This window comes from Flavobacterium movens (assembly GCF_039581425.1).
GTDB lineage: Bacteria > Bacteroidota > Bacteroidia > Flavobacteriales > Flavobacteriaceae > Flavobacterium > Flavobacterium luteolum.
Map to the genome: position 1 here is coordinate 567,485 of NZ_JBCPXY010000002.1, position 21,318 is coordinate 588,802.

A 21,318-nucleotide genomic window follows, 5' to 3' on the forward strand; every position below is an offset into this window, starting at 1 on the left:
AAAAATGAGATAATTAGCTATTTAGATAATTAGATAATGAATCTAAAACTTGAAACTTAAAACAAAGAAAACCTGAAACAAAAAAGACCATGGAAACACTAACAGTATTTATTCTTTGCGGAGGAAAAAGCACTAGAATGCAATCAGAAAAAGGTTTGGTTTTGTTTCAGGATAAGCCATTCATAGAACATATTATTCAGGCTATTTTACCCATAACAGATCAGATTAAGCTGATTACAGGATCAAAAGAATATGATTATTTGCCCTATCAAAAAATACCAGATTTAATAGTAGACAAAGGTCCGTTGGGAGGAATTTACACCGCACTGTCATATTCTGAAACCGAATTCAATCTGATTTTAAGCTGTGATATTCCGTTAATTTCAACCGAATTATTACAAGAATTAATTTCAAAACATACGCAAGAAGCAGGAATTACAGTTTTTGCATCAGAAAGTAAGACACACCCTTTAATCGGAATTTATTCAAAAAATATTGTTCCGATAATAAAAGAAGCAATTGATTCTAATGAATTAAAAATGATGGATCTGCTAGCAAAATTGCCACATCAGATTATCAATATAGAAGAAAGTGAAAATTATCATTTAAGCAATATTAATTCGGCAGACGAATTAGATGATTTAATAAATATCAATTCAATTTAAAGCACTATGAAAACTTTAAAAACACCAAAATTAACCATTGTCGGCGCAGGTCCAGGCGATGTTGAATTGATTACGCTAAAAGCAATTAAAGCTTTAAAAAGTGCCGATGTGGTTTTGTATGATGCTTTGGTAAACGAAGAATTACTAGAATATGCATCGAATGCAGAAATTGTTTTTGTCGGAAAACGTTTGGGCTGTCATGCTTACACACAAGATCAGATTAACGAATTGATTGTTTCCATGGCAAAAACTCACGGACATGTGGTTCGTTTAAAAGGCGGTGATCCGTTTGTTTTTGGAAGAGGAAGTGAAGAAATTGAATTTGCTGAAGATTTTGGAATCGAAACGGCTATTGTGCCTGGAATTTCGTCAGCATTAGGAGTTCCTGCTTCAGTCGGAATCAGTTTGACACAGCGCAAAGTAGCCGAAAGTTTTTGGGTTATTACAGGAACAACTTCATCTCATGAATTGTCAAAAGACGTTCATTTGGCTTCAAAATCGGCAGCAACTGTTGTGATTTTAATGGGGATGCATAAACTGGATGAAATTATTTCAATCTATCAGCAAAACAGAAATGATGATCTGCCAATTGCCATTATACAAAACGGAACGAAAAATTCGGAGCAAAAAGTAATAGGAACTATCAATACAATTACTAAATTGGTGGTTGAAAAAAATATATCATCGCCAGCCATTATCGTGATTGGCGAAGTAGTCAGAAATACATCGAGCTGGATTTCGTATTTTCAAGAACACTTTGAAGACGAATTCATTTTCCAGAATTTAAATTTATAAAAATGATCGAGGTTAAATATTTTGGAGCTGTTGCTGAAAAGACAAAATGTGAATTCGAAAAGTTATCTTTTTCTGAAGAATTGTCATTGCAAAAATTGTTGCAGGATTTGAACGAGAAATATGAATTCAAATCACTGACTTTTAGCGTTGCGGTAAATCAGAAGATAGTTTCTAAAACTTCAGATTATACTTTACAGACTAGCGATATCGTAGCTTTGTTGCCGCCATTTGCTGGCGGTTAATTGAAAAATAATGAAAGAATCAACAAGATATAACCGACAGGCAATTCTTCCCGAAATAGGAGTAGAAGGACAGTATAAATTATCAAAAGCGAAAGTCTTGGTGATTGGTGCGGGCGGTTTAGGTGCTGCGGTTTTACCTTATTTGGCTGGTGCAGGAGTTGGTGAAATCGGAATTGTTGATGATGATGTAATCGATGTTTCGAATCTTCACCGTCAGGTTATTTATAAAACTTCGGCTGTTGGAAAATCCAAAGCGGAAGAAGCTAAAATGATGATTTCTGAATTAAATCCAGAAATAAAAGTGAATGCTTTCTCTGAAAAATTATCTGGAAGAAATGCCATTTCGTTATTTGAAAAATATGATATTATTGTCGATGCAACAGACAATATTTCGATTAAATATCTGATTAATGATGCTTGTATCGTGACGAATAAACCAATGGTTTACGGGTCTATTTTTAGATTTCAGGGGCAAGTTTCAGTTTTCAATTATCAAAACGGACCAACATACAGATGCTTGTATCCAGATGAAAATTCGAATGCTGCAAATTGTGAAGACGCTGGTGTAATTGGCATTTCAGTTGGAATTATCGGAATGTTTCAAGCCAATGAAGTCATAAAAATGATTCTTGGAGTTGGAGAAGTTTTGAGCGGAAAAATTTTGGTTTATACTATTTTGAATAATGAACAGCAGAAGTATGATTTTGAAAAAAGTGATGTTCAGTCTATTAGCAGAGAAACATTCGAAGAAAAATATAATAAAACGGAAATTAAAGAAATAAATTTTGAATCCGTTTTAGACGAAATAAACAATGATGAGGTTCTTTTTCTTGATGTTAGAAATATCGATGAATCGCCAAAAATCAGTTTACAGAATCAAATTCAGATTCCGTTAATGCATTTAGAAAAGGAAATAGAAAAACTGGATAAAAGTCAAAAAATCTATGTTTTCTGTCAATCCGGAATCAGAAGTAAAATTGCGGCTGAATTGCTTCAAAAACATCAATTTAAAAATATAAAAAGCATTGCAGGAGGCGCTTTGGCAATGAAACAATTATTAGCAACTGAGATAAAATTATAGCCACAGATTAAAATGATTTTGAAATACTTTGTTTAGTTTGTCATTCATTATAGTTTGTCATTTCGACGGAGGAGAAATCTCCACGAGAAACTCGACAAAGATTGGCGAATTACTGTGAGGAGTTCCTTGCGAAGATTTCTCCTCCGTCGAAATGACAATATTGAGTGTTAATTTGTGAAAATTCGTGTAATTGCTTCGCCTGTTTGCTATCGCTCGAGTCGTGGCAAAAGAAAAATCATTTTAATCCATATAATCTGTGGCAAAAAAAAATAAAAAATGAGTAAAAATGTATTTGTAGAAGGACCAATTGCTCCTGAATTTATAGCCGAATCGATCGCTAAACACCAGTCGAAACATACAATTGGAGCACACAATATTTTTCTAGGACAAGTTCGTGCCGATGTTATTCATGATAACACAGTCGTAGCGATTGATTATTCGGCCTATAAAGACATGGCAAATGAAGCTTTGTATGCCATTCGCGAAAAGGCCTTCGCTAAGTTTGACTTAACCTGCATGCATATTTATCACAGCTTAGGCGTTGTAAAAGCGGGCGAAATCTGTTTGTTCGTTTTTGTTTCAGCAACACGCAGAAAACAAGTTTATGAAGCCACAGAAGCCATAGTAAATTGGATAAAAACAGATGTGCCAATTTTTGGTAAAGAAATGTTTGAAAACGATACATTCACTTGGAAACAAAATAGTTAATGGTAGATATTACGCATAAAATAAGCACATTAAGAAAAGCAACAGCAACAGCAATTGTAAAAGTCAGCAGACAGGAAACTATTGATGCTGTTGTGAATAATTTAGTGCCAAAAGGAAATGTACTGGAAATGGCAAAAACTGCCGGATTATTTGCAGTAAAAAATACCCATTTATCTATTCCAGACTGTCATCCGCTTCCAATTGAATATACTGCTGTTGAATACAATATAGAAGGATTAGATATTCATATTATTTTCAGTGTAAAAACCGTTTATAAAACCGGAGTTGAGGTTGAAGCCATGCATGGAGCTTCGATTGTAGCCTTGACGATGTACGATATGCTGAAACCAATTGACAAGGAAATCGAAATTTCGACTATCAAATTAATCAATAAAGAAGGCGGAAAATCATCTTTCAAAAATAAGTTTCCGAATGTAATTAAAGCGGCAGTTTTTGTTTGTTCCGATTCGATTTTTGCAGGCGATAAAGAAGATCGCTCAGGAAAAACGATTGTAGAAAAACTAGATTCGTACGGAGTTGAAACTTCTCATTACGAAATCATTCCAGATGAATTGGATATTATTCAGGAAAAAACCAAAGCTTTCGCTAAAGAAAATCAGTTGGTCATTTTTACAGGCGGAACAGGTTTATCTCCGAGAGATGTTACACCAGAAGCTTTAGAACCATTATTGGAAAGCAGAATTCCAGGAATTGAAGAAGCCATTCGCAGTTACGGTCAGCAAAGAATGCCGTATGCAATGCTTTCTAGAAGTGTTGCAGGAACTTTAGGAAAAAGTCTGGTTTTGGCTTTGCCAGGTTCAACAAACGGAGTAAGAGAATCTATGGATGCTGTTTTTCCGCATGTAATGCATGTTTTTCATATTTTAAAAGGAAAAAATCATGACAGCCTCTAATACTATTTTGACGGATGGTTTTGGGCGCAAGCATAATTATCTGCGCATTTCGCTGCTGGAAAAATGCAACCTGCGTTGTACATATTGTATGCCAGCGGATGGAATCGCATTGTCTCCAAAAGCTAGTTTAATGACGGCCGATGAGATTTTTGCAATTGCTCAGACTTTCGTAAAAAATGGTGTTGACAAAATCAGGTTAACTGGTGGTGAACCTTTGTTAAGAAAAGATTTTCCAGAAATTGTTTCTAAATTATCGCATTTAAATATTTCACTTTCTTTGACTACAAACGGAATTTTAATTGATCGTCAAATTGAGGTTTTAAAGCAGTTTAATGTCAAAAAAATCAATCTCAGCTTAGATACTTTGGTTTCTTCTAAATTCGCTTCAATAACGCTTAGAAATCAGTTTGAGAAAGTGATTGATAATCTGCATTTACTTTTGAATAACGATTTTCAGGTAAAAGTAAATGTGGTTTTGATAAAAGGGTTTAATGATAATGAAATTGTAGATTTTGTAAAACTGACTCAGTTTCTGCCTATTTCGGTTCGATTTATAGAATTCATGCCATTTGCTGGAAACGAGTGGGACAGAAGCAAAATGGTATCACAGAACGAAATTTTATCGTTAGTTGAAACGCAATTTTCTTCGGAAGAAATTCAAAAACTAGAAGAAGAAAAAAACTTCACTTCAAGAAATTATAAAATAAAAGGTTTTCAAGGCGATTTCGGAATTATCAGTTCCATAACAAATCCGTTTTGTGACAGTTGCAACCGCATCCGCTTGACAGCAGACGGGAAAATAAAAAACTGCCTTTTCTCTAATTCCGAAACCGATTTGTTGACGGCTTATAGAAATGGCGAATCTATTGAAAATTTGATTTCAGAATCGATTCAAAACAAAAAGAAAGTCCGTGCAGGAATGGTTACGATGGATGAAATGGACGATCCTACAAAACATTTTGATAATCGCAGCATGATTGCGATTGGGGGTTAGGTTTCTTTAGAATTTACACAATATTGTCATTTCGACGGAGGAGAAATCTTCGCAAGTAACTCTACACAGATTATCGATTTTGCATGCGGAACTTTTCGCGGAGATTTCTCCTTCATCGAAATGGCAAAACTGTATTTTCAAAAGATAAAAAAAGGTTTAACTTTTTTCAAAGTCAAACCTTTCTCAAAGCTATTTTTTCTTTTTCGCTTTTGCCTTTTTCTGAGCTTTCGCTTTCTTTTCAAGTTTCTTAGCTTTAGCTTTTTCTTTCGCTTTTTTAGCCTTTTCTTTTTTCTTTTCAGCTGCTTTTAGTTTTGCTTTTTTTGCTTTTTCTAATTTTTTGATAACAGCTTTAATCGCTTTTTCTCTTTTCTTTTCTTTGTCTTTTTTGGCTTTAAGTTTAGCTTTAAGCTTTGATTTTATGTCGTTTTTCTCTTTACCAATTTTCTCAACAGTTACAACAGGTTTGTTTTCTGCAACGTCATTGGTTTTAATTTCTACAATTTCAGAAACGATAGGTTCTGTTTTTGCAGCTGTTGTTGCAGGTTTTTTCACCGTGGCTCCTGGTGCTGTTTTAGAAGCCGCTCTTATGGGAGTTTTTGCTGCAGTTTTGACAGTTGCAGCAGGTGCTTTTGCAGCAGCCGTTCTAGTAGTGGCTGTTTTTGCAGTTGTTGGTTTTACTGCAGTTCTAGTAGTTCTTTTAATTGTTGTCTTAGTTTCTGGTTGTATTTCTGTAGTACTTTCTACAGCTGTTTCCGCTGGAACATCAGTAGCTTTGTCAGCAGAAGATTGTGTTGTTCTTTTTATCATAACTGTATTTTTTATTGAATGAATAGATTTTAACCAAGTGATTTTAAAGCCTTTGAAGTATATTTATTTAATATAAACTCTTAGTTAAGTTAAATATACGCAATTTTTGAATACAGAAATAATAGAACTCGCTAATTTTCAACTGCTTCCAAAATTCTAAAATTACTTTTTGGTGCTTCACAAAGAGAACAGCAATAAGATTCTGGTAGATTTTCAAACAAAAGACCTTTTGGAATTCCTTGGGTTTCGTCTCCGTATTGAGAATTGTAAAGAGTTAAGCATTCCTGACATTGGTATATATCCAACTGTGGTTTTTCTTTTTTCTGAAGATTTTCTGTTGTTTCTGCAGCTGTGTTTCCAAGTTCGTCAAAATATTTTCGGCTTAACTCGATTAAAATGGTTGGCAGTTCCAGTTTGTCGATATCTTGAGAGTGTACAATGTATTCACGTGTATTTGGGTCGAAATTCTTCGCAAACAAAACATTATAGGTATCTCTGATCTTAATAGATTCCAAGTCTTTTGGGAGCTCATTTTTTTCGATGACAATCGAAGTAAAATAATGTCCGTCGCGATTGTATTCTGAAATTCCAAAGTTCAATCCATAGGTGCTGATGTCGAATTGATCTAAAGTTCGAACCAGAAAAGTTTTAAGATTCAAAGCCCATTCCATCGCAACGGGTAAATGCCAATTCAATTCTAATAAAGAATGGCGTACGTTGATGCCTCGTTTCCCTAAGAATTTTTCCCATTCTAGTTTTCGATCTTTCGGAATTCCTTTTATAATGAAAGATTTCCAAGGCGTGATACAGATTTTGCCGATTTTGCATTCAAAACATAAATCGCACATTTCTTTTAAGAAATCCAAATCGTATAAATTATTTCTCCAATACAAACCCAACCAATATTGATCAATTCCCATTCTATTCATTCCTTCATAATACGGAAATGGATAAAAAGGAATATTCAACGGTTTGTCGATTGTTCGGTTGTTGGTATCTAAAGCTTCGCTTACCAAAGTAAAAAGCAGTTCGATATCCGTTATTTCTTCTTCAGAAATCTTTTCGATTTCATAATAAATCTTAGCCAAATCCCAGCTGTAAATCAAAACAGGATAGACTTCTATTTTCTCCCATTTTGGGAGACGAATATATAAGTACCAATAATCTTCATGCTCCGAAGCGATAAAGTTCAAATGTCCTGTAAACAAAGGAACTAATTGCTGTTTCGGATCGGTTATGTTGACTTTAAGTTTTGGCTGTTCTTTAAATTCTTCCAAAATATATAAAAATCTATTTCCAGTAAGCCAATTGGTATTTCTGAAAATATCTGTCGAAACATAAGATGAAACAATATTGTTGCCGCTTTTTTGATCCGGATAAACAAAATGATGTTTTCCTAAAGTGGTTTTATCTAAAGATTTAAAGCCTTTTGGGAAAATAATATCCTGTCTAGAACCAAACGAAATCGAATCCAGACCTTCTTTCAAAGCGATGTTTACAACTTCTTTAAGTTCTCCTGGCGAAATAACGCCTCCTTTTACTATTAATCTTGTTAGTTCCATTTTTTTAGTTTTTGTTTCAGGTTTCAGGTTTCAAGTTTCAGGTTTTACCGCAATCTTGTCATTTTGAGGAACGAGAAATCTTCGTACGTAGCTCGACAAAGATTGACTAATTACTTTATGGAGTTTCTTGCGAAGATTTCTCGTTCCTCAAAATGACAAATGATGCGCAACTTGAAACTGAAACAAATAAAACTTGAAACATATATTAAACTATTTACATTTAGCGAGAATCTCCTTAACTTCTGTTTTACAGCTTCCACATCCTAAACCTGCACCTGTATTTTTGCATAATTCAGTGAAATCATTAACACCGCTTTTAATGGTTTCTTCAATGTTTCCAGCTCCAACTTGACTACACGAACAAACCAATTTTCCTAGAACCGGTTTTGCATTTGAGCTCCCTCTTAAAAGCGTATTTCGTTTATCTGATAATTCGATTTTGCTTTCAATCATGGTTTTAAATTCAGCAAACTCGTTTTTATCGCCCATCAAAATCGCACCAACCAAAAGATCGTCTTTTACGATGCACTTTTTGTAATAACGTTTCTTTAAATCGGCAAAAACAATTTCTTCGTACGAATCGTCATTTTCAGGAATTGTTAAATCGCCAATACTGCAAAGGTTGATGTCTTCTAGTTTTAAAATATTCATTAAAATCGAACCTTTGTAATAACTGCTAATATCGCCAGCAAGGAAATTCGCTAGAATATCAGCTTGTTCTTCAGCTGCAGAAGTAATTCCGAATAACTTATTATCAAATTCTGCTATTTCTCCAATTGCAAAAATATCTGGATTTGAAGTCTGCAAATACTGATTTACCTTCACACCGCGTCCGCAGGCTAAACCGCTTTCACGAGCAATTTCAATATTCGGAATTGTTCCAATCGTGTATACAATTGCATTTGCCGTTATGATTTTGCCACTTTTTAAAGCAATTTCAATCTCATTCGGATTATCTGTTTCGAAAACCGTGCTGACTTCATTATCAAAATAAATTTGAATGTCACGAAGCTGAACTTCTTCGGCTAATAATTTGCTTGAAATTCGGTCTAATTGACGCTCCATCAAACGTGAAGCCCTTTGAATTATAGTTGTTTTTACTTTTTTATGTTTTAAAGCTGCGGCCAATTCTAATCCTAGTAATCCGCCGCCGATAATGACAACGTGCTGTTCTTCTGGCGGAAGATTGGTGCTGTCTAAATGTTTTTTCAAGCGATCAGCATCTTCTTTTCTTCTAACGGTAAAACGTCCAGGAAGATGAAGCTGTGCATTTTCGGGAACGAAAGGACGGCTTCCAGTTGCTATAATCAAAGAATCGAAAGTGTGAGTTTCACCTTGACTATCTATAATTGTTTTTTGTTTTGGATCTAATTTTTCAATTGCCACTCCAGCTTTCATTGTGATTTTCAACTTACTGAAAGCTTCCCCATCTTTTACCTTTAAAAGCTGTTCCCAACTGAATTCTCCCGTCATATATTCAGGAAGCAAAACACGATTGTAAAACGGATTTATTTCATTGGAAAAAACAATAATTTCATCGGTAGAATTGAATTCACGATAGTTTTGAATAAATCGAAAAGAAGCCGCTCCAGCGCCAACAATCGCAATTTTCTGGAATGGTTTTACATATTTTTTAATCGAAACGGTTGTGAACTTAAAATCAGGTTCTTTTGAAATTGGATCGACAACCGTATTCGTTAAATTATTCGTTCTATTCAAATCGTTTTCGAGCTGTTTTCCCCAATGCATCGGTAGAAAAACTACTTTTTCTTTGATTGAATCGGTAACTTTTGCTTTTACACGAACTTCTCCGTTTTTGCTTGAAACTACAACAATATCACCATTTTTAATATCGTTTTTAAAAGCATCAATCGGATTTATTTCTAAAACTGGACTTGGAATATGCGTCAACAAACGAGAAACTTTTCCAGTTTTGGTCATCGTATGCCATTGATCACGAATTCTTCCTGTTGTTAAAATAAAAGGGAATTCATCATTTGGCTGAACCGATGTATTTTCTATAGAAACAGGCAGATTAAAAATTGCTTTTCCAGAAGGCGTATAGAATTTTTTATCTGTAAATAATCTTGGAGTTCCGGGATGATTATAATCTGGAACTGGCCATTGAAAAGTGCCTTCAGTTTTTAAACGATTATAATTTAAGAATGAAATATCAATATTAGTGTTTTTAGTAAGCGCACAATGTTCTTTGTAGACTTCTTCGGCGCTATTGAAATTGAATCCGTTGAAATTCATTTTTTTAGCAAAACGAATCAAGATTTCAATATCAGGAAGTGCTTCTCCAGGTGCATTGATCCCTTTAGGCAGATAGGAAATACGACGCTCCGAATTGGTCATTGTTCCTTCTTTTTCTAACCAGCCCGCAGCAGGCAATAATAAATCAGCAAATTTGGCTGTATCGGCATTGTGAGAAATATCCTGAACGACTACGAATTTAGCATTTTGAAGTGCTTTTTCGGCTCTTCTAGAATCGGGTAAACTCACTAGCGGATTTGTGCAGATTATCCAAACCGCTTTCATTTTTCCTGATTCTAAAGCTTCAAACATTTCCGTCGCTGTTAAACCTGGTTTGTCCGAAATCTCGTCAACACCCCAAAAATCAGCCACTTCTTTGCGATGTGTTGGATTCGCAATGTCTTTGTGCGCGGCTAAAAGTGTTGCCATTCCGCCAACTTCGCGTCCGCCCATTGCGTTGGGCTGACCTGTTAATGAAAATGGTCCAGAACCTGGTTTTCCGACTTGCCCTGTTAATAAAGATAAATTCAGCAATGCTGTATTTTTATCTACTCCAACTGCACTTTGGTTTAAACCCATTGCCCAAAGCGAAATAAAACCTTTTGCTTTCCCAATAATATCGGCGGCAAGTTTAATATCGTTTGCCGAAATTCCGCAAAGTTTAGAGGCTTTTTCAAGAGAAGTTCCTAAAACTAAATCTTTGTATTGTTTGAAATTTTCTGCGTGATTTTTAACGAAATCATGATCTACATATCCTTTTTCGATAATTCTTCGCGCAATGGCATGATATAAAATAATATCTGAACCAGGAATAATCTGCAAATGTAAATCGGCAAAAGCGGCCGTATCGGTTCTTCTGGGATCGATACAAATTATTTTAGTTTTCGGATTTTTCTCTTTGTGTTTTTCCAATCTTCTGAAAAGAATAGGGTGACACCAAGCCGGATTTGCGCCTGTAATTAAAAAAGTGTCCGCCAACTCAATATCATCATAGGCAATGGGAACAGAATCTTCTCCAAAAGTCTTTTTGTAACCCACAACTGCCGAACTCATGCAAAGTCTGGAATTGGTATCAATATTATTCGTTTTCAGAAATCCTTTTACCAATTTATTGACTAGGTAATATTCCTCGGTTAAACATTGTCCTGAAATATAAAATCCAACACTATCTGGTCCGTGTTTTTTTATAATAGAGGAAAAAACAGCAGCAGCACGGTCTAGAGCGGTATCCCAACTTACGCGTTCCAGCGGATAGGATTTGCTCCCGCGCATTTCGGGATATAAAATTCGGTCAGAAGTATCGTTGACTACGTAATGCAAATTCATTCCTTTTGAACATAACATTCCTTTGTTTACAGGATGATCTTTGTCACCTTCTACCATCACGCCGTTTTTAGCATCATTGGTCACGATTATACCACAGCCAACGCCGCAATAGGAACACGTAGTTTTGATCTTCGTAGTTTGCATTAGAGTTCTATTTAGAGATACTACTTTATAGTGATTGGTCTGACTTTAGAAAAGTACTTACGCAAAAATAAGTATTTTTACGTATTAATACGTATTTTTTGAATTTATTTTTTTAATTTTGATGAAAATAAATGAGGGACAACAAATTAGTTTTTAATCTGCTAAAATTTAGGACTCATGAAAGAAGAACAAACCGTTTGTTATTCCTGCGTCAATGAAAATTGTTTTATCAAGAAACATCTGCATTTAGAACAGATGGCAGGTTATATTTCTAAAAAACAAAATACGCTCTGCAAAAAATCTGATCAATTTATTACAGAAGGTGCGCCGTTGCAAGGTCTTTATTTTATTTGTAAAGGAAAGGCAAAAACGGTAAAAACCGGAATTAACGGCCGTGAACAAATTGTTCGATTGACCAAAAACGGAGATATAATTGGCTTTCGCGGATTTGGAACTGGAAAAAAATACTTAATTGGCGCTTATGCGCTTGAAGATACAGTTTTGTGTAATTTCAGCAATGAAACCATGCAGGAAATTTTACAGCATGTTCCTGAATTTACCTATGCTTTAATGTTGTTTTATGCTGAAGAATTGAATAAAAGCGAAAATAACATTCGTAAGATTGCGCACATGAATGTTCGGGAACGTGTCATTGATCTATTGCTTTATATTCATCGCAAATTCGGACAAACGAATGGCTTGATTGATATTGAACTTTCGCGAAAAGAAATTGCCGATTTTGCAGGAACGACTGAAGAACAGGCTATTCGTATTCTATCAAGCCTCAAAAAAGAATCTTTGATTAAAACGGAGGGCAAGCGAATTGGGATTTTGAATGTTGAGGAATTACGCTTTGAAATTATGGAGCATAAGTATTTTTAAATAAGGGGCAAAGCTACAAAGGTTCAAAGTTGCAAAGGTTTCTTTATCGTAGAGACGCACTTCTTCGCGTCTCTACGTCGAGTGTGATTTATTTTTTTTTGCCAATAAATCGAATTACAGAACCAGTTCCATTGTGAAATAAACCTTCGTTTAATTCGATTTCTTTTTCTTCCAATTCGATGATTTCATAATTTGGAAAATCGGCTTTAATTTCTTCGATTGAAAAAAGAGATTCAATGTCTTTTGGTCCGCCAACTTTTTCGTTTTTGGTTACATATTCTAAATGCTTTTTACTGAAAGCTTCAAAAATTATGATTCCGTTTTTGCGCAATAATTTATTCAGCTGTTTGTGAATATCCGATTTGATTTCGGCAGGAAAATGCGCATAAATCAAGGCAATTGCATCAAATTGGTTTTCCTCGAAATCTAAAGTTTCTAATTCTCCAACTTGATAGTCAATTGAAACGTTATTAGCTTCAGCAAGTTTTAAAGCTTTGTTTCTTCCTTCTTCGCTGATATCAAAAGCTGAAACAGTCCAACCCAATTTTGCTGCAAAAACAGCATTTCGTCCTTCGCCTTCGGCAGGAAAAAGTATTGTTTCGGGATTTAGTTTTTCAAGTTCTTCTTTTAAATAATTGTTAGGTTCTTCGCCGTATGCAAATTCTTCGCTTTTGTAACGGTCGTCCCAACGTTGAGTCCAGTTGTTCATGGTTTATATATTGAATTTAATGATTAAGGGTTTGTGGTCGCTATACAACGTCCAATCTTTGTAAGCGCCAACTTCGACGCTTTCTAAAACTTCCATAAAATCATTTGAAGCAAAGCAATAATCAATATGATAAGGCTTGTTTTCTTTTTTATGAAGGTATAAAGTTGGATGTTCTTCTTTACCTTGAATTTGATTGAAGTATTTATGATATATACTGAAAATATTCTTTTCGGCTAATGTGTTTACAACCGTTGTATGATTTCCTTCGCGACGTGGTCTGTCCCAAATCGTATTGCTGTTGAAATCGCCAATTAAAATGGTTTTGGTTTCTTTGATCAAATCTTCGTAATAATTGATTGCTTTCCAGATCTGAGTTACATAAGCGCCATCTTTATCCGCAGGATTATTGGCCCAAATAGCAAATAAAGTAAAGTCAATTTTTTCGCCTGTTACGGCAATTGGAAGGATGTTTTTGAAAGTTGGATTATGACATTCTAACAATTCAAATTTATAATCTCCGAACGAAAAAACGCCAATTCCTTTATTAGGATTTTCGCCGTACCAAAGAATATCCGAAGGTAATTTTATGCCATCTGGAAATTTGAGTTTTTCAGGACTTTCACACTCAGAAATTACAGCAATATCAGGATTCAAAGCTTGAATATATTGAGCTTTTTTTCTGAATGCCATATTGCAGTTCCAAGCGATTAGGTTCATTTGGTAAGAATTTAAAATTTGAGTCTAATAATATTCCAAAAGCTAAATTTTCTTTTTGTGATATTTTCTTCAGGTATATATTCTTTGATTTCTATTTTTTCCCGATCTGTAACTACAATTCCGAAATGATTTTTAAAATTTGAATTGATGTGTTCAAATTTTCCCAGAGAAAGCATCTTTTCATTTATTCTAACACCATCTGCATAATCTTCGTAAATTTCAACAGGTAACGGCTGATAATTTGGTGTGGATTTAATAAAAATTGAAAAAAAATAAGGATCTAAATCACCAAACTCAAGACCAAAAGTTAATGGAACTTCAATTGTTTGTCCTGTTTTTTGATTTTCAAACCAACAATGAAATCCGTGAAAAAAATATTTCCAATCACCCATTTTTCCACGTCCTCTTTTATCACCTTTCAATTTATTAAAAGCTAATATGGGATAGTTTTCAAACATTGTAATTTTAAATTGTTTTGCTAACTCAAAGATTAGTTTCCTACCTAATTCTCTATAATCCTTTGCACAGTTTTCGAAGAAATCTTGATGTTCTTCAATTTCTTGATTTGTAATTAGTTTAGCAATGTTAATTTCTGGATTTAAAAGATGAATTCCAACTTGAAATCCTTGTAGTTCCTTTTTAAAATTTTGACCAATAGTTTCACGTTGATTTTGAACAGAATTCCCGAAAATAATTTTCAAAGTTATATTTCTAGGTATGCGTTTTATTGCTTCTAATGAAGGAATTTGATCAATTGAGTTTATTGTTATTATTTCTGTATCTCTTTTCAATATCCGGAATTCAAATAATTGATTCAAATTATCATTTTGATCAATCAAATATATTAAAAAAAGATGTTTATGCGATTAATAAAAAAATACCCTTTCTCAAAATAGAGAAAGGGCAATTTATATATTTAGATTTCTTTAATCTTAACCAACAAATTTTGTTTCACCGCTGTTAATGTCGATTTCAGCAAAATTATGTTTTCCGATAACGATAAGGAGTTTGTCTGAATTATAACCAACATATCTAATTTCAGGTTCACCTTTTTTTGGTTTTCCGCAAACAGAAATTACATTGGTCTGCCATTTCAATTTGCTTCTCTTGTAGGCAGAAATGGTTTGTAAGTCATTCTCGACATAATAAACAATGTTGTTTTTCTTGATTCCTCTTTTTTGCGTTTTAGCAAAATTTATTTCAGAGTTTTTAGAAATTAAGGCGTCATTGTACTTTTGCGCGATGCCTGTTTGCGTGACAATAAAAGTCACCAAAGATAATTTTAGAAATGGTTTCATTAGGATAGAATTGGGGGTTCATAATCGCCTCAAATATAAGTATTAAAATATATAATTGTACTTTAGAATGTTAAAAAAAAATTACCCTTTTCCGAAATAGGAAAAGGGTAAAATATTTGAGTTAATTTTAAAGAAAAACTATTTTTTCCAGCTAAAAATTCTTGGGTTCACAGAAACCATTAACCAAGCCCAATTGTTGGTGTGATTTGCGTCTCCGTTTTTGATAAACTCCATAGTTTTAGATCCGAACATTTGAGAATAACCTCCTGTAACAGTAATATCTTTTTTGAAATTATATCCAAAAGTGGCATCAATCTCAGTTCCTAAGTAAGAATCCATTTTTTCGTTAACATTCACTACATCGGCTGCAGATAAAAATACGTGTGGAATCAAAGCAAATTGCCATTTGTTTACATTGTAATTCAATTTTAAGAAAGCGTCTTGTAAACCAACGTTTTTTAAATGATTTCCAACATAAAAATAATCCATGTAACCGTTAAATCCGTGGTTGGTTCCAAAAATTGGGTTAAAAGACTTAATTACCGTGCTTCCGTCATTTGAATCTTTTCCAGATAAAAATTCGTAACCTAAGCCAGCTTTAAAGGAATCAGTTATGCTATAAGTAACGTTGGCAGCAGCATTCCAGGCACTAACTTGCTGATCGGTGTTTTTTCCAGTTTGTCCATACAGCCAAAAACTGGTATCAATTTTATCTTTTTTATAAGTTAAATAGGGACCAAAAGTTTGCATGTAATCTACTAATAGTTTTGTAGAAGGAGCTGGATCGGGAGCATATTCGTAGCCAGTATTAAGCAGTAAAAAGCTCGCGCCTAATTTTTCGTTAAATTGGTTATGGTACCAAGCATATTGCATTGCTTTATAATTGGCAACGGTATATGGAGTTTGAACAACATTTTCTGCTGTTGAATTGTAAGCGCCTCCAAAATCTAATTTTTGAGTTTCATCATGAAAAGAAACCGTTAACGCATCGTGGCTTTGGCCTTGCTGTGCCCAATCCATTTCACCCAAAATACGCTGATTATCATAAGAAAGAACTTGACGTCCTATTCTGGCACTCCATTTTTCAGTGAAATTATATTGTGCCCAAGCTTCGAAGACCGCCACTCCATTTTTATCGGCAACCGTAGCAGGAGGGACATCTCCCCATGTTCTTGTATTTTGGAAAGTTAATTTTAGAATTAAATCGTCTTGTTTGAAATTGATTCCTAAACGAGAACGCTGTGAAATTTGAGAGGTTCCTTTTTGTCCTTCAGGAAGAAGGGTTTTGTAACCGTTACGATATTCAAAACGTGGCCTAATTTGCAGATTTACATCTAATTCTTGAGCTTGGATTTCAAAACTTAATCCGACGATAAGTATTAAAATTAGTTTAAGTTTTTTCATAAAATTGTTAGGTTTTTATCGAAGGTAAATTTATAAGAAAAAGCCATGTTTTGCTATGACTGGAATCATATTTCTAATTTTTTTTTAATCTAAGTCTAATATGCTGGTTCTAATTTTGCTTTACTTACTTTAATTTGTTTCTCTTTAGATAATTGTGTTATAGTATAATGCATCCAAATCAGGCAGACAGTTGAAAAGATTAGAATAAAGATCCATGAACTAGACCAGATTCCGGTTGCTGTTAGTAAATATCCGAAGATAATGGGGCCAAAGAAACCGCCTAAACCGCCAATCATTCCGACCATTCCGCCAACAACGCCAACTTCTTTTGGGAAATATTCTGGAATATGTTTGTAAACTGCCGCTTTTCCAATTCCCCAAGAAATCCCGATTAGAATTACTAGAATCAAAAACACCCACATATTAGCGTCAAACTTAATCACAGTTACACCTTTTGCAATTAGCTCTTTTTTAGCCACGCTTTGATTGTGTGCGACTACAACATCTTGCCAGCTTGAAGTGGTTGGAAAAATAGTGCTTTCATTTGTCGTAGCTTTCTTTTGTGCAATAGGATATTCTTTATCACCAACTTTTACGGTTTTATCATTAATTTCGTTTACAACGCCTTTTTTAGCCGCTAATATTCCTGGGCCAGAAGTGGTAATTTCCATTTTAGGAATTGATAGCAAAGCACTTAAGATTACCGAGGAACCCAGAACCCAATACATCACTTTTCGAGCTCCAAATTTATCGGACAAATAACCTCCAAAAGCTCTAATTACTCCAGATGGCAAACTAAACATAGTGGCAAATAAACCTCCCATTACCAAACTTGTTTGATACACGTTCATAAAATTTGGCAATAACCATTGTGAATAAGCTACAAAACATCCGAAAACCAAGAAATAATAGGCTCCGAAACGCCAAACTCTTTGTGATTTTAAAGGCGTAAGCATTTGCGAAATAGATTTACCGTTGCTTTCTATTTTTTTGTTTTGAGCGAAAATTAAAAACGCAACACCAATTGCAACCAATGAAATAGCGTAAATAACAGGCAGAATTTTCCAACCGTTTTGTGGATCATCAATTGAAAAATGGTTTAATAACGATGGTGCTAAGAATGTTGTAATGGCTGCACCAGCATTTCCCATTCCGAAGATTCCGAGTGCGCGTCCTTGCCATTCTTTTGGATACCAAATTGAGGTATATCCAATTCCGACTGCAAAACTGGTTCCGACCATTCCGAAGAAGAAACTAAGTACGGCAAACATAAAAAAACTGTCGGCGTAGGGAAGAAGGAACAGCGGAATCGAACTTAGAAGCAGCAAAAGTGAAAAAACATATTTTCCTCCAAATTTATCTGTCAAGATTCCAATTGGCAGACGCATTATAGATCCAGTTAAAATTGGAATACCCAAAAGCCATCCAACTTGAATAACATCCCAATGGAAAATTCCGTTATCGACTAAAAAGGTTACCAGAACCCCATTTAATGTCCAGCAGGCAAAACACACTGTAAATGCCAATGTGTTCAAAAATAAAATTTTGTGTGATTGCGATAGTGAGTTTGTATTTTTCATAGCACTTATATTTTTATGTAAAAATAAGTACTATAACTTAGTTAAAACCTGCCAAAACGCAGTTTTTGAAAAATAATTACGTATTTATACGTATTTTTTTTAAATTAAAGAATACTCAGCTGCTTTGTTTGAAAGTTCCATTAGGTTTTTTACTTTCAGTTTTTTCATTAGGTTAAAACGATGCACTTCGGCAGTTCTTTTACTAATATCAAGAGCTTCGGCGATTTCTTTATTTCCTTTTCCGGACAAAAGAAGTGTTAGGATTTCTTTTTCTCTTTTCGTAATCATCATTTCTTCTCCCAAGGTTTGTTTTGGTTCTAATGATACCGAAGAATTAGTCAATTGTCCAATTAATATAGAAGAAATATCTCCACTGAAATATTTTCCGCCAGCAGCGACACTGTGCAATGCCTTTAAGAATTCTTCTTTGCTTGAGCCTTTTAATAAATAACCGTCGGCGCCTGCTTTAATCGATTTCAATACATATTCTTCTGATTCATGCATCGAAAGCATGATGATTTTTACGTTGTTATTCTCGCTTCTAAGTTTTTCTACTACCTCGATACCAGTTAAGTTGGGCATACGAATATCTACTATAAGTAAGTCTGGCTGCGTTTTTGCAACTACTTCCAGAGCGTCTGCACCATCGATTGCTTCGCCTACAACCTCGATGTTTGCTTCATTTTCCAGTAAGGATTTGATTCCGTCCCTAACAAAAACATGGTCATCTGCCAGTACTACTCGAATGATATTGCTCATAGTTTACTTAATTTTGATTCTCGACTTTTACGTATATTCATCTAAAAAGAAGATGCTAATATACGTAATTTTTGAATTTTTTAATTAGATAATTAGAAAATGTGGCAATAGAAAAATTAGATAATTAGAAAATTTGTCAATTAGATAATGGAGGAATGTGAAAATAAGGTTGTTAATCGGTTATTTTTTTGTGTGGTTTTTTGATGAAGTCTTTGCATCTAATTTGTCATTTCTCCTCCGTCGAAATGACAAGATTGCGGTCAACTTTGTCAAGGTTTTCTACGCGCAAAGTTTGTCATTCCGAGGAACGAAGAATCACACGCGGGATTCGACAAAGATTGGCGATTTAGATTGCGGAGTTTCTTGTGTGATCTCTCCTTTGTCGAGATGACAAACAGTACTGAAATGTTCTTCTGAAAACGATTGCCCGCGAGAGGGATAGGAGCAAGCTACCGAAGTAGCGCGGATAGCCCGACAGTATTAGGAAGAGTGGGCGTATATAGACAAAGTTAAATTGCCCACTTTTTCTAATACTGGCTCGCCCAAATTAATTAGATAATTAGTTAATGTGGCAATTAGAAAATTAGGGAATGTGTCAATTTAAGAATTAGATAATTTTTTACGCTACTTTAAGTAATTATCAAATTATCTAATTGACTAATTTTCTCATTTAAGAATCGGAATATTAAAAGTAATTCTCGTTCCTTCGCCTGGGATTGAGTTCATGAAAACGCGTCCGTTAATGTATTGGATTCTTTCTTTCATAAACAAAAGTCCCATTCCAGATTCGCTGTTGCGCTTTTTGTCGACTGAATTTACGTCGAAACCTTTTCCGTTATCGTCAACAATAATACTTAGTAAAGTTTCACTGTGCGAAAGTTGTACAATAATATGCGACGATTCGGCGTATTTTATGGCGTTGTTGATTGCTTCTTGAGTTAATCGATAAATATTGATTTCGATTAAGGAATCAAGACGTTGATCAAAATCGGTTTTGTTATAAAAAAGGATTTCTTTTCCAGTAAGTTTTGAAAGTTCTTGTGTTAGTTTTGCTAAAGAAGAAACGATGCCGTGATCGCTTAATTCTGGTGGCATTAGGTTGAAAGTTGCCGTGCGAACCCCTTTTATAATGTCTAAAGAAAGCTTCTTTAAATATTCAATTTTTTGCTCTGATTTTTCTCTGTCATCTAAATTGATGCTTTCTAAACTGAATTTTAAACCGGTAAGCATCTGGCCAATTCCGTCGTGAATTTCTTTGGCGATTCGGTTTTGCTCATTTTCTTGATTTTCAACAATTTTACTTGAAATAATCTTTTGCTGATTGATTTTTTCCGTTGTGTTTTCAAGGTTTAAACGTTCGACTTCTCGTTGTGCTTTTTTGCGTTCAGTAATGTTGAAGCAGACAATTAAGAGTTCTAGTTCGTCTTTTTTGATCATAACCGGAACCATTGATAAATCTAGCCAAATGGTTTCGTTTTCTTTGTTTAAAATACTGATTTCACCTTGCCAGCCACTTCTTTGTTTTTCAAATATCAAGCGGTCAAAATTGATCTGTTCTTTTTCATCAACAGTTAAAACTTCGGAGAATTTTTTATTGGATGAAAACTTGGTATAATTCAACAATTTGGCAAATTTTTCGCCAATATGAATGATCGAACCATCAGGCGTAATTCGGCAATAGAGTAGTGTATTTTCCATTGCGTAATTGAGCGATTTTAATTCTTTAACCGAATTTTCTTTGATTTCGCTAAGGATTTCAGTGTCGTATGCGAGCTTTAAAGCTTTCTTTTCGGAAGATAAAAGTCGTGTAATTAATCGCTCGATTTTCTTATTTGTAGGTCTGAAAATGAAGAAGAATTCTAAAACCAGAATTAAAAGTGTGAAACCGAAAATCCAGTATTCTATTCGGCGTTGTTCGGTTACTTTTTCGTGTGCTTCGAGATCATATTGGGTTACAATCTGATTCATTTTAGAAAGGAAAATGCCTTCGTTTTCTAAAATAATGTTTACGAATTTTTGGTTTTCGGCAGTTGTTTTTTTCTGCTTTAAATTCAGTAAAAAGGAATTGGTTGTTTGTGCAATTTTATTGAAAATTGGATTGATTTCCAGATATAATTTCGAAAGCGTTTCTGATTTTTCTTTTGGAAAAGCTAGACTGTCGTTGCCGTTTTCAAGCGCATTTTGGTTTTTCTTCCAAAGTGATAAAACTTCATTTAAATGTGAAATTTGTTTTGCAGAAACTGTATCAGAAACGTAGTGCAGGATCAGAACTTCTTTGACGATTTTCTGGCTCAACATTCTTTGTTTACCCGAAAAATTGATGATTTTAGAATCGCTTAACTGCTGATTAAGATTGTATTGTACTAAAAACTGACTGATAATTATAGTTAACGCAATAGTAAGAAGCGCAAAAAAATACAGACGGCGTAAATTTTTGAAAGTAATTTTGTCTTCTTCCTGATTGCTTTTTTTCAT

19 protein-coding genes are annotated in these 21,318 nt (G+C 34.4%); 8 read left to right on the forward strand and 11 right to left on the reverse strand.

Going from position 1 to position 21,318, the window contains the following annotated elements:
* Positions 1-89 precede the first annotated feature (89 nt).
* From AAYQ05_RS05775 to moaA, 7 genes are all read left to right on the forward strand, one after another.
* Positions 90-665 carry a molybdenum cofactor guanylyltransferase gene (locus tag AAYQ05_RS05775; protein ID WP_343541802.1) on the forward strand — a complete coding sequence of 192 codons (576 nt, stop codon included), beginning with the start codon at positions 90-92 and terminating at the stop codon, positions 663-665.
* Between the two features lie 6 nt (positions 666-671).
* A complete protein-coding gene (cobA, locus tag AAYQ05_RS05780) occupies positions 672-1,460 on the forward strand; it encodes a uroporphyrinogen-III C-methyltransferase (protein WP_343541804.1) in 789 nt (262 codons plus the stop codon).
* A 2-nt stretch (positions 1,461-1,462) separates the two neighbouring features.
* Positions 1,463-1,702, forward strand: coding sequence for a MoaD/ThiS family protein (locus AAYQ05_RS05785; RefSeq protein ID WP_281633283.1), 240 nt, complete (start codon positions 1,463-1,465; stop codon positions 1,700-1,702).
* A gap of 10 nt (positions 1,703-1,712) precedes the next feature.
* On the forward strand, positions 1,713-2,783 hold the full coding sequence (gene moeB / locus AAYQ05_RS05790) for a molybdopterin-synthase adenylyltransferase MoeB (protein ID WP_343541805.1): 1,071 nt from the start codon (positions 1,713-1,715) through the stop codon (positions 2,781-2,783).
* A 276-nt stretch (positions 2,784-3,059) separates the two neighbouring features.
* Positions 3,060-3,491 (forward strand): molybdenum cofactor biosynthesis protein MoaE, encoded by a 432-nt coding sequence (locus AAYQ05_RS05795; protein ID WP_281633281.1) that lies wholly within the window; start codon positions 3,060-3,062, stop codon positions 3,489-3,491.
* Complete coding sequence (gene moaCB, locus AAYQ05_RS05800; RefSeq protein ID WP_343541806.1) at positions 3,491-4,405, forward strand: bifunctional molybdenum cofactor biosynthesis protein MoaC/MoaB; 915 nt, start codon at positions 3,491-3,493, stop codon at positions 4,403-4,405. The genes AAYQ05_RS05795 and moaCB overlap by 1 nt, the downstream gene beginning before the upstream one ends.
* Positions 4,392-5,399, forward strand: coding sequence for a GTP 3',8-cyclase MoaA (gene moaA, locus AAYQ05_RS05805; RefSeq protein ID WP_343541808.1), 1,008 nt, complete (start codon positions 4,392-4,394; stop codon positions 5,397-5,399). Before moaCB ends, moaA begins: the two co-directional genes overlap by 14 nt.
* Before the next feature lie 189 nt (positions 5,400-5,588).
* Here moaA and AAYQ05_RS05810 read toward each other — a convergent pair whose 3' ends face one another.
* From AAYQ05_RS05810 to AAYQ05_RS05820, 3 genes are all read right to left on the reverse strand, one after another.
* Positions 5,589-6,206 (reverse strand): hypothetical protein, encoded by a 618-nt coding sequence (locus AAYQ05_RS05810; RefSeq protein WP_343541810.1) that lies wholly within the window; start codon positions 6,204-6,206, stop codon positions 5,589-5,591.
* 131 nt (positions 6,207-6,337) lie between these two features.
* Positions 6,338-7,768 carry a rubredoxin gene (locus tag AAYQ05_RS05815; protein ID WP_281633277.1) on the reverse strand — a complete coding sequence of 477 codons (1,431 nt, stop codon included), beginning with the start codon at positions 7,766-7,768 and terminating at the stop codon, positions 6,338-6,340.
* 210 nt (positions 7,769-7,978) lie between these two features.
* Positions 7,979-11,494 (reverse strand): molybdopterin-dependent oxidoreductase, encoded by a 3,516-nt coding sequence (locus tag AAYQ05_RS05820; protein WP_343541815.1) that lies wholly within the window; start codon positions 11,492-11,494, stop codon positions 7,979-7,981.
* 177 nt (positions 11,495-11,671) lie between these two features.
* Here AAYQ05_RS05820 and AAYQ05_RS05825 point away from each other — a divergent pair, with 177 nt between their 5' ends.
* Positions 11,672-12,376 (forward strand): Crp/Fnr family transcriptional regulator, encoded by a 705-nt coding sequence (locus AAYQ05_RS05825; RefSeq protein ID WP_343541816.1) that lies wholly within the window; start codon positions 11,672-11,674, stop codon positions 12,374-12,376.
* Positions 12,377-12,464: 88 nt separating this feature from the next.
* Here the strand turns inward: AAYQ05_RS05825 and AAYQ05_RS05830 are convergent, their stop codons facing one another.
* The 8 genes from AAYQ05_RS05830 to AAYQ05_RS05865 form a co-directional block, all read right to left on the reverse strand.
* The gene (locus AAYQ05_RS05830; protein WP_343541817.1) at positions 12,465-13,085 is read right to left on the reverse strand and encodes a class I SAM-dependent methyltransferase; all 621 of its coding nucleotides are present in this window, start codon (positions 13,083-13,085) and stop codon (positions 12,465-12,467) included.
* A gap of 3 nt (positions 13,086-13,088) precedes the next feature.
* Positions 13,089-13,802 carry an exonuclease/endonuclease/phosphatase family protein gene (locus tag AAYQ05_RS05835; RefSeq protein ID WP_343541819.1) on the reverse strand — a complete coding sequence of 238 codons (714 nt, stop codon included), beginning with the start codon at positions 13,800-13,802 and terminating at the stop codon, positions 13,089-13,091.
* An 11-nt stretch (positions 13,803-13,813) separates the two neighbouring features.
* Positions 13,814-14,593: a DUF6896 domain-containing protein gene (locus AAYQ05_RS05840; RefSeq protein ID WP_281633272.1), complete on the reverse strand. Its 780-nt coding sequence runs from the start codon at positions 14,591-14,593 to the stop codon at positions 13,814-13,816.
* A gap of 141 nt (positions 14,594-14,734) precedes the next feature.
* Positions 14,735-15,100 (reverse strand): hypothetical protein, encoded by a 366-nt coding sequence (locus AAYQ05_RS05845; protein WP_281633271.1) that lies wholly within the window; start codon positions 15,098-15,100, stop codon positions 14,735-14,737.
* Positions 15,101-15,238: 138 nt separating this feature from the next.
* Positions 15,239-16,504 (reverse strand): alginate export family protein, encoded by a 1,266-nt coding sequence (locus AAYQ05_RS05850; protein ID WP_343541822.1) that lies wholly within the window; start codon positions 16,502-16,504, stop codon positions 15,239-15,241.
* A 95-nt stretch (positions 16,505-16,599) separates the two neighbouring features.
* Positions 16,600-18,084 carry an MFS transporter gene (locus AAYQ05_RS05855; RefSeq protein ID WP_343541825.1) on the reverse strand — a complete coding sequence of 495 codons (1,485 nt, stop codon included), beginning with the start codon at positions 18,082-18,084 and terminating at the stop codon, positions 16,600-16,602.
* Positions 18,085-18,183: 99 nt separating this feature from the next.
* Positions 18,184-18,843, reverse strand: a complete 660-nt coding sequence (locus AAYQ05_RS05860) for a response regulator transcription factor (RefSeq protein WP_281633268.1) — start codon at positions 18,841-18,843, stop codon at positions 18,184-18,186.
* A gap of 666 nt (positions 18,844-19,509) precedes the next feature.
* Complete coding sequence (locus AAYQ05_RS05865) at positions 19,510-21,318, reverse strand: PAS domain-containing sensor histidine kinase (RefSeq protein ID WP_343541827.1); 1,809 nt, start codon at positions 21,316-21,318, stop codon at positions 19,510-19,512.

Coding starts and splice junctions, on each gene's coding strand:
- AAYQ05_RS05850 (WP_343541822.1), bottom strand. CDS start 16,504: ATGAAAAAACTTAAACTAATTTTAATACTTATCGTCGGATTAAGTTTT.
- AAYQ05_RS05835 (WP_343541819.1), bottom strand. CDS start 13,802: ATGAACCTAATCGCTTGGAACTGCAATATGGCATTCAGAAAAAAAGCT.
- AAYQ05_RS05830 (WP_343541817.1), bottom strand. CDS start 13,085: ATGAACAACTGGACTCAACGTTGGGACGACCGTTACAAAAGCGAAGAA.
- AAYQ05_RS05810 (WP_343541810.1), bottom strand. CDS start 6,206: ATGATAAAAAGAACAACACAATCTTCTGCTGACAAAGCTACTGATGTT.
- AAYQ05_RS05845 (WP_281633271.1), bottom strand. CDS start 15,100: ATGAAACCATTTCTAAAATTATCTTTGGTGACTTTTATTGTCACGCAA.
- AAYQ05_RS05820 (WP_343541815.1), bottom strand. CDS start 11,494: ATGCAAACTACGAAGATCAAAACTACGTGTTCCTATTGCGGCGTTGGC.
- AAYQ05_RS05855 (WP_343541825.1), bottom strand. CDS start 18,084: ATGAAAAATACAAACTCACTATCGCAATCACACAAAATTTTATTTTTG.
- AAYQ05_RS05825 (WP_343541816.1), top strand. CDS start 11,672: ATGAAAGAAGAACAAACCGTTTGTTATTCCTGCGTCAATGAAAATTGT.
- moaA (WP_343541808.1), top strand. CDS start 4,392: ATGACAGCCTCTAATACTATTTTGACGGATGGTTTTGGGCGCAAGCAT.
- AAYQ05_RS05860 (WP_281633268.1), bottom strand. CDS start 18,843: ATGAGCAATATCATTCGAGTAGTACTGGCAGATGACCATGTTTTTGTT.
- AAYQ05_RS05865 (WP_343541827.1), bottom strand. CDS start 21,318: ATGAAAAAAAGCAATCAGGAAGAAGACAAAATTACTTTCAAAAATTTA.
- AAYQ05_RS05815 (WP_281633277.1), bottom strand. CDS start 7,768: ATGGAACTAACAAGATTAATAGTAAAAGGAGGCGTTATTTCGCCAGGA.
- AAYQ05_RS05795 (WP_281633281.1), top strand. CDS start 3,060: ATGAGTAAAAATGTATTTGTAGAAGGACCAATTGCTCCTGAATTTATA.
- AAYQ05_RS05785 (WP_281633283.1), top strand. CDS start 1,463: ATGATCGAGGTTAAATATTTTGGAGCTGTTGCTGAAAAGACAAAATGT.
- moeB (WP_343541805.1), top strand. CDS start 1,713: ATGAAAGAATCAACAAGATATAACCGACAGGCAATTCTTCCCGAAATA.
- AAYQ05_RS05775 (WP_343541802.1), top strand. CDS start 90: ATGGAAACACTAACAGTATTTATTCTTTGCGGAGGAAAAAGCACTAGA.
- moaCB (WP_343541806.1), top strand. CDS start 3,491: ATGGTAGATATTACGCATAAAATAAGCACATTAAGAAAAGCAACAGCA.
- cobA (WP_343541804.1), top strand. CDS start 672: ATGAAAACTTTAAAAACACCAAAATTAACCATTGTCGGCGCAGGTCCA.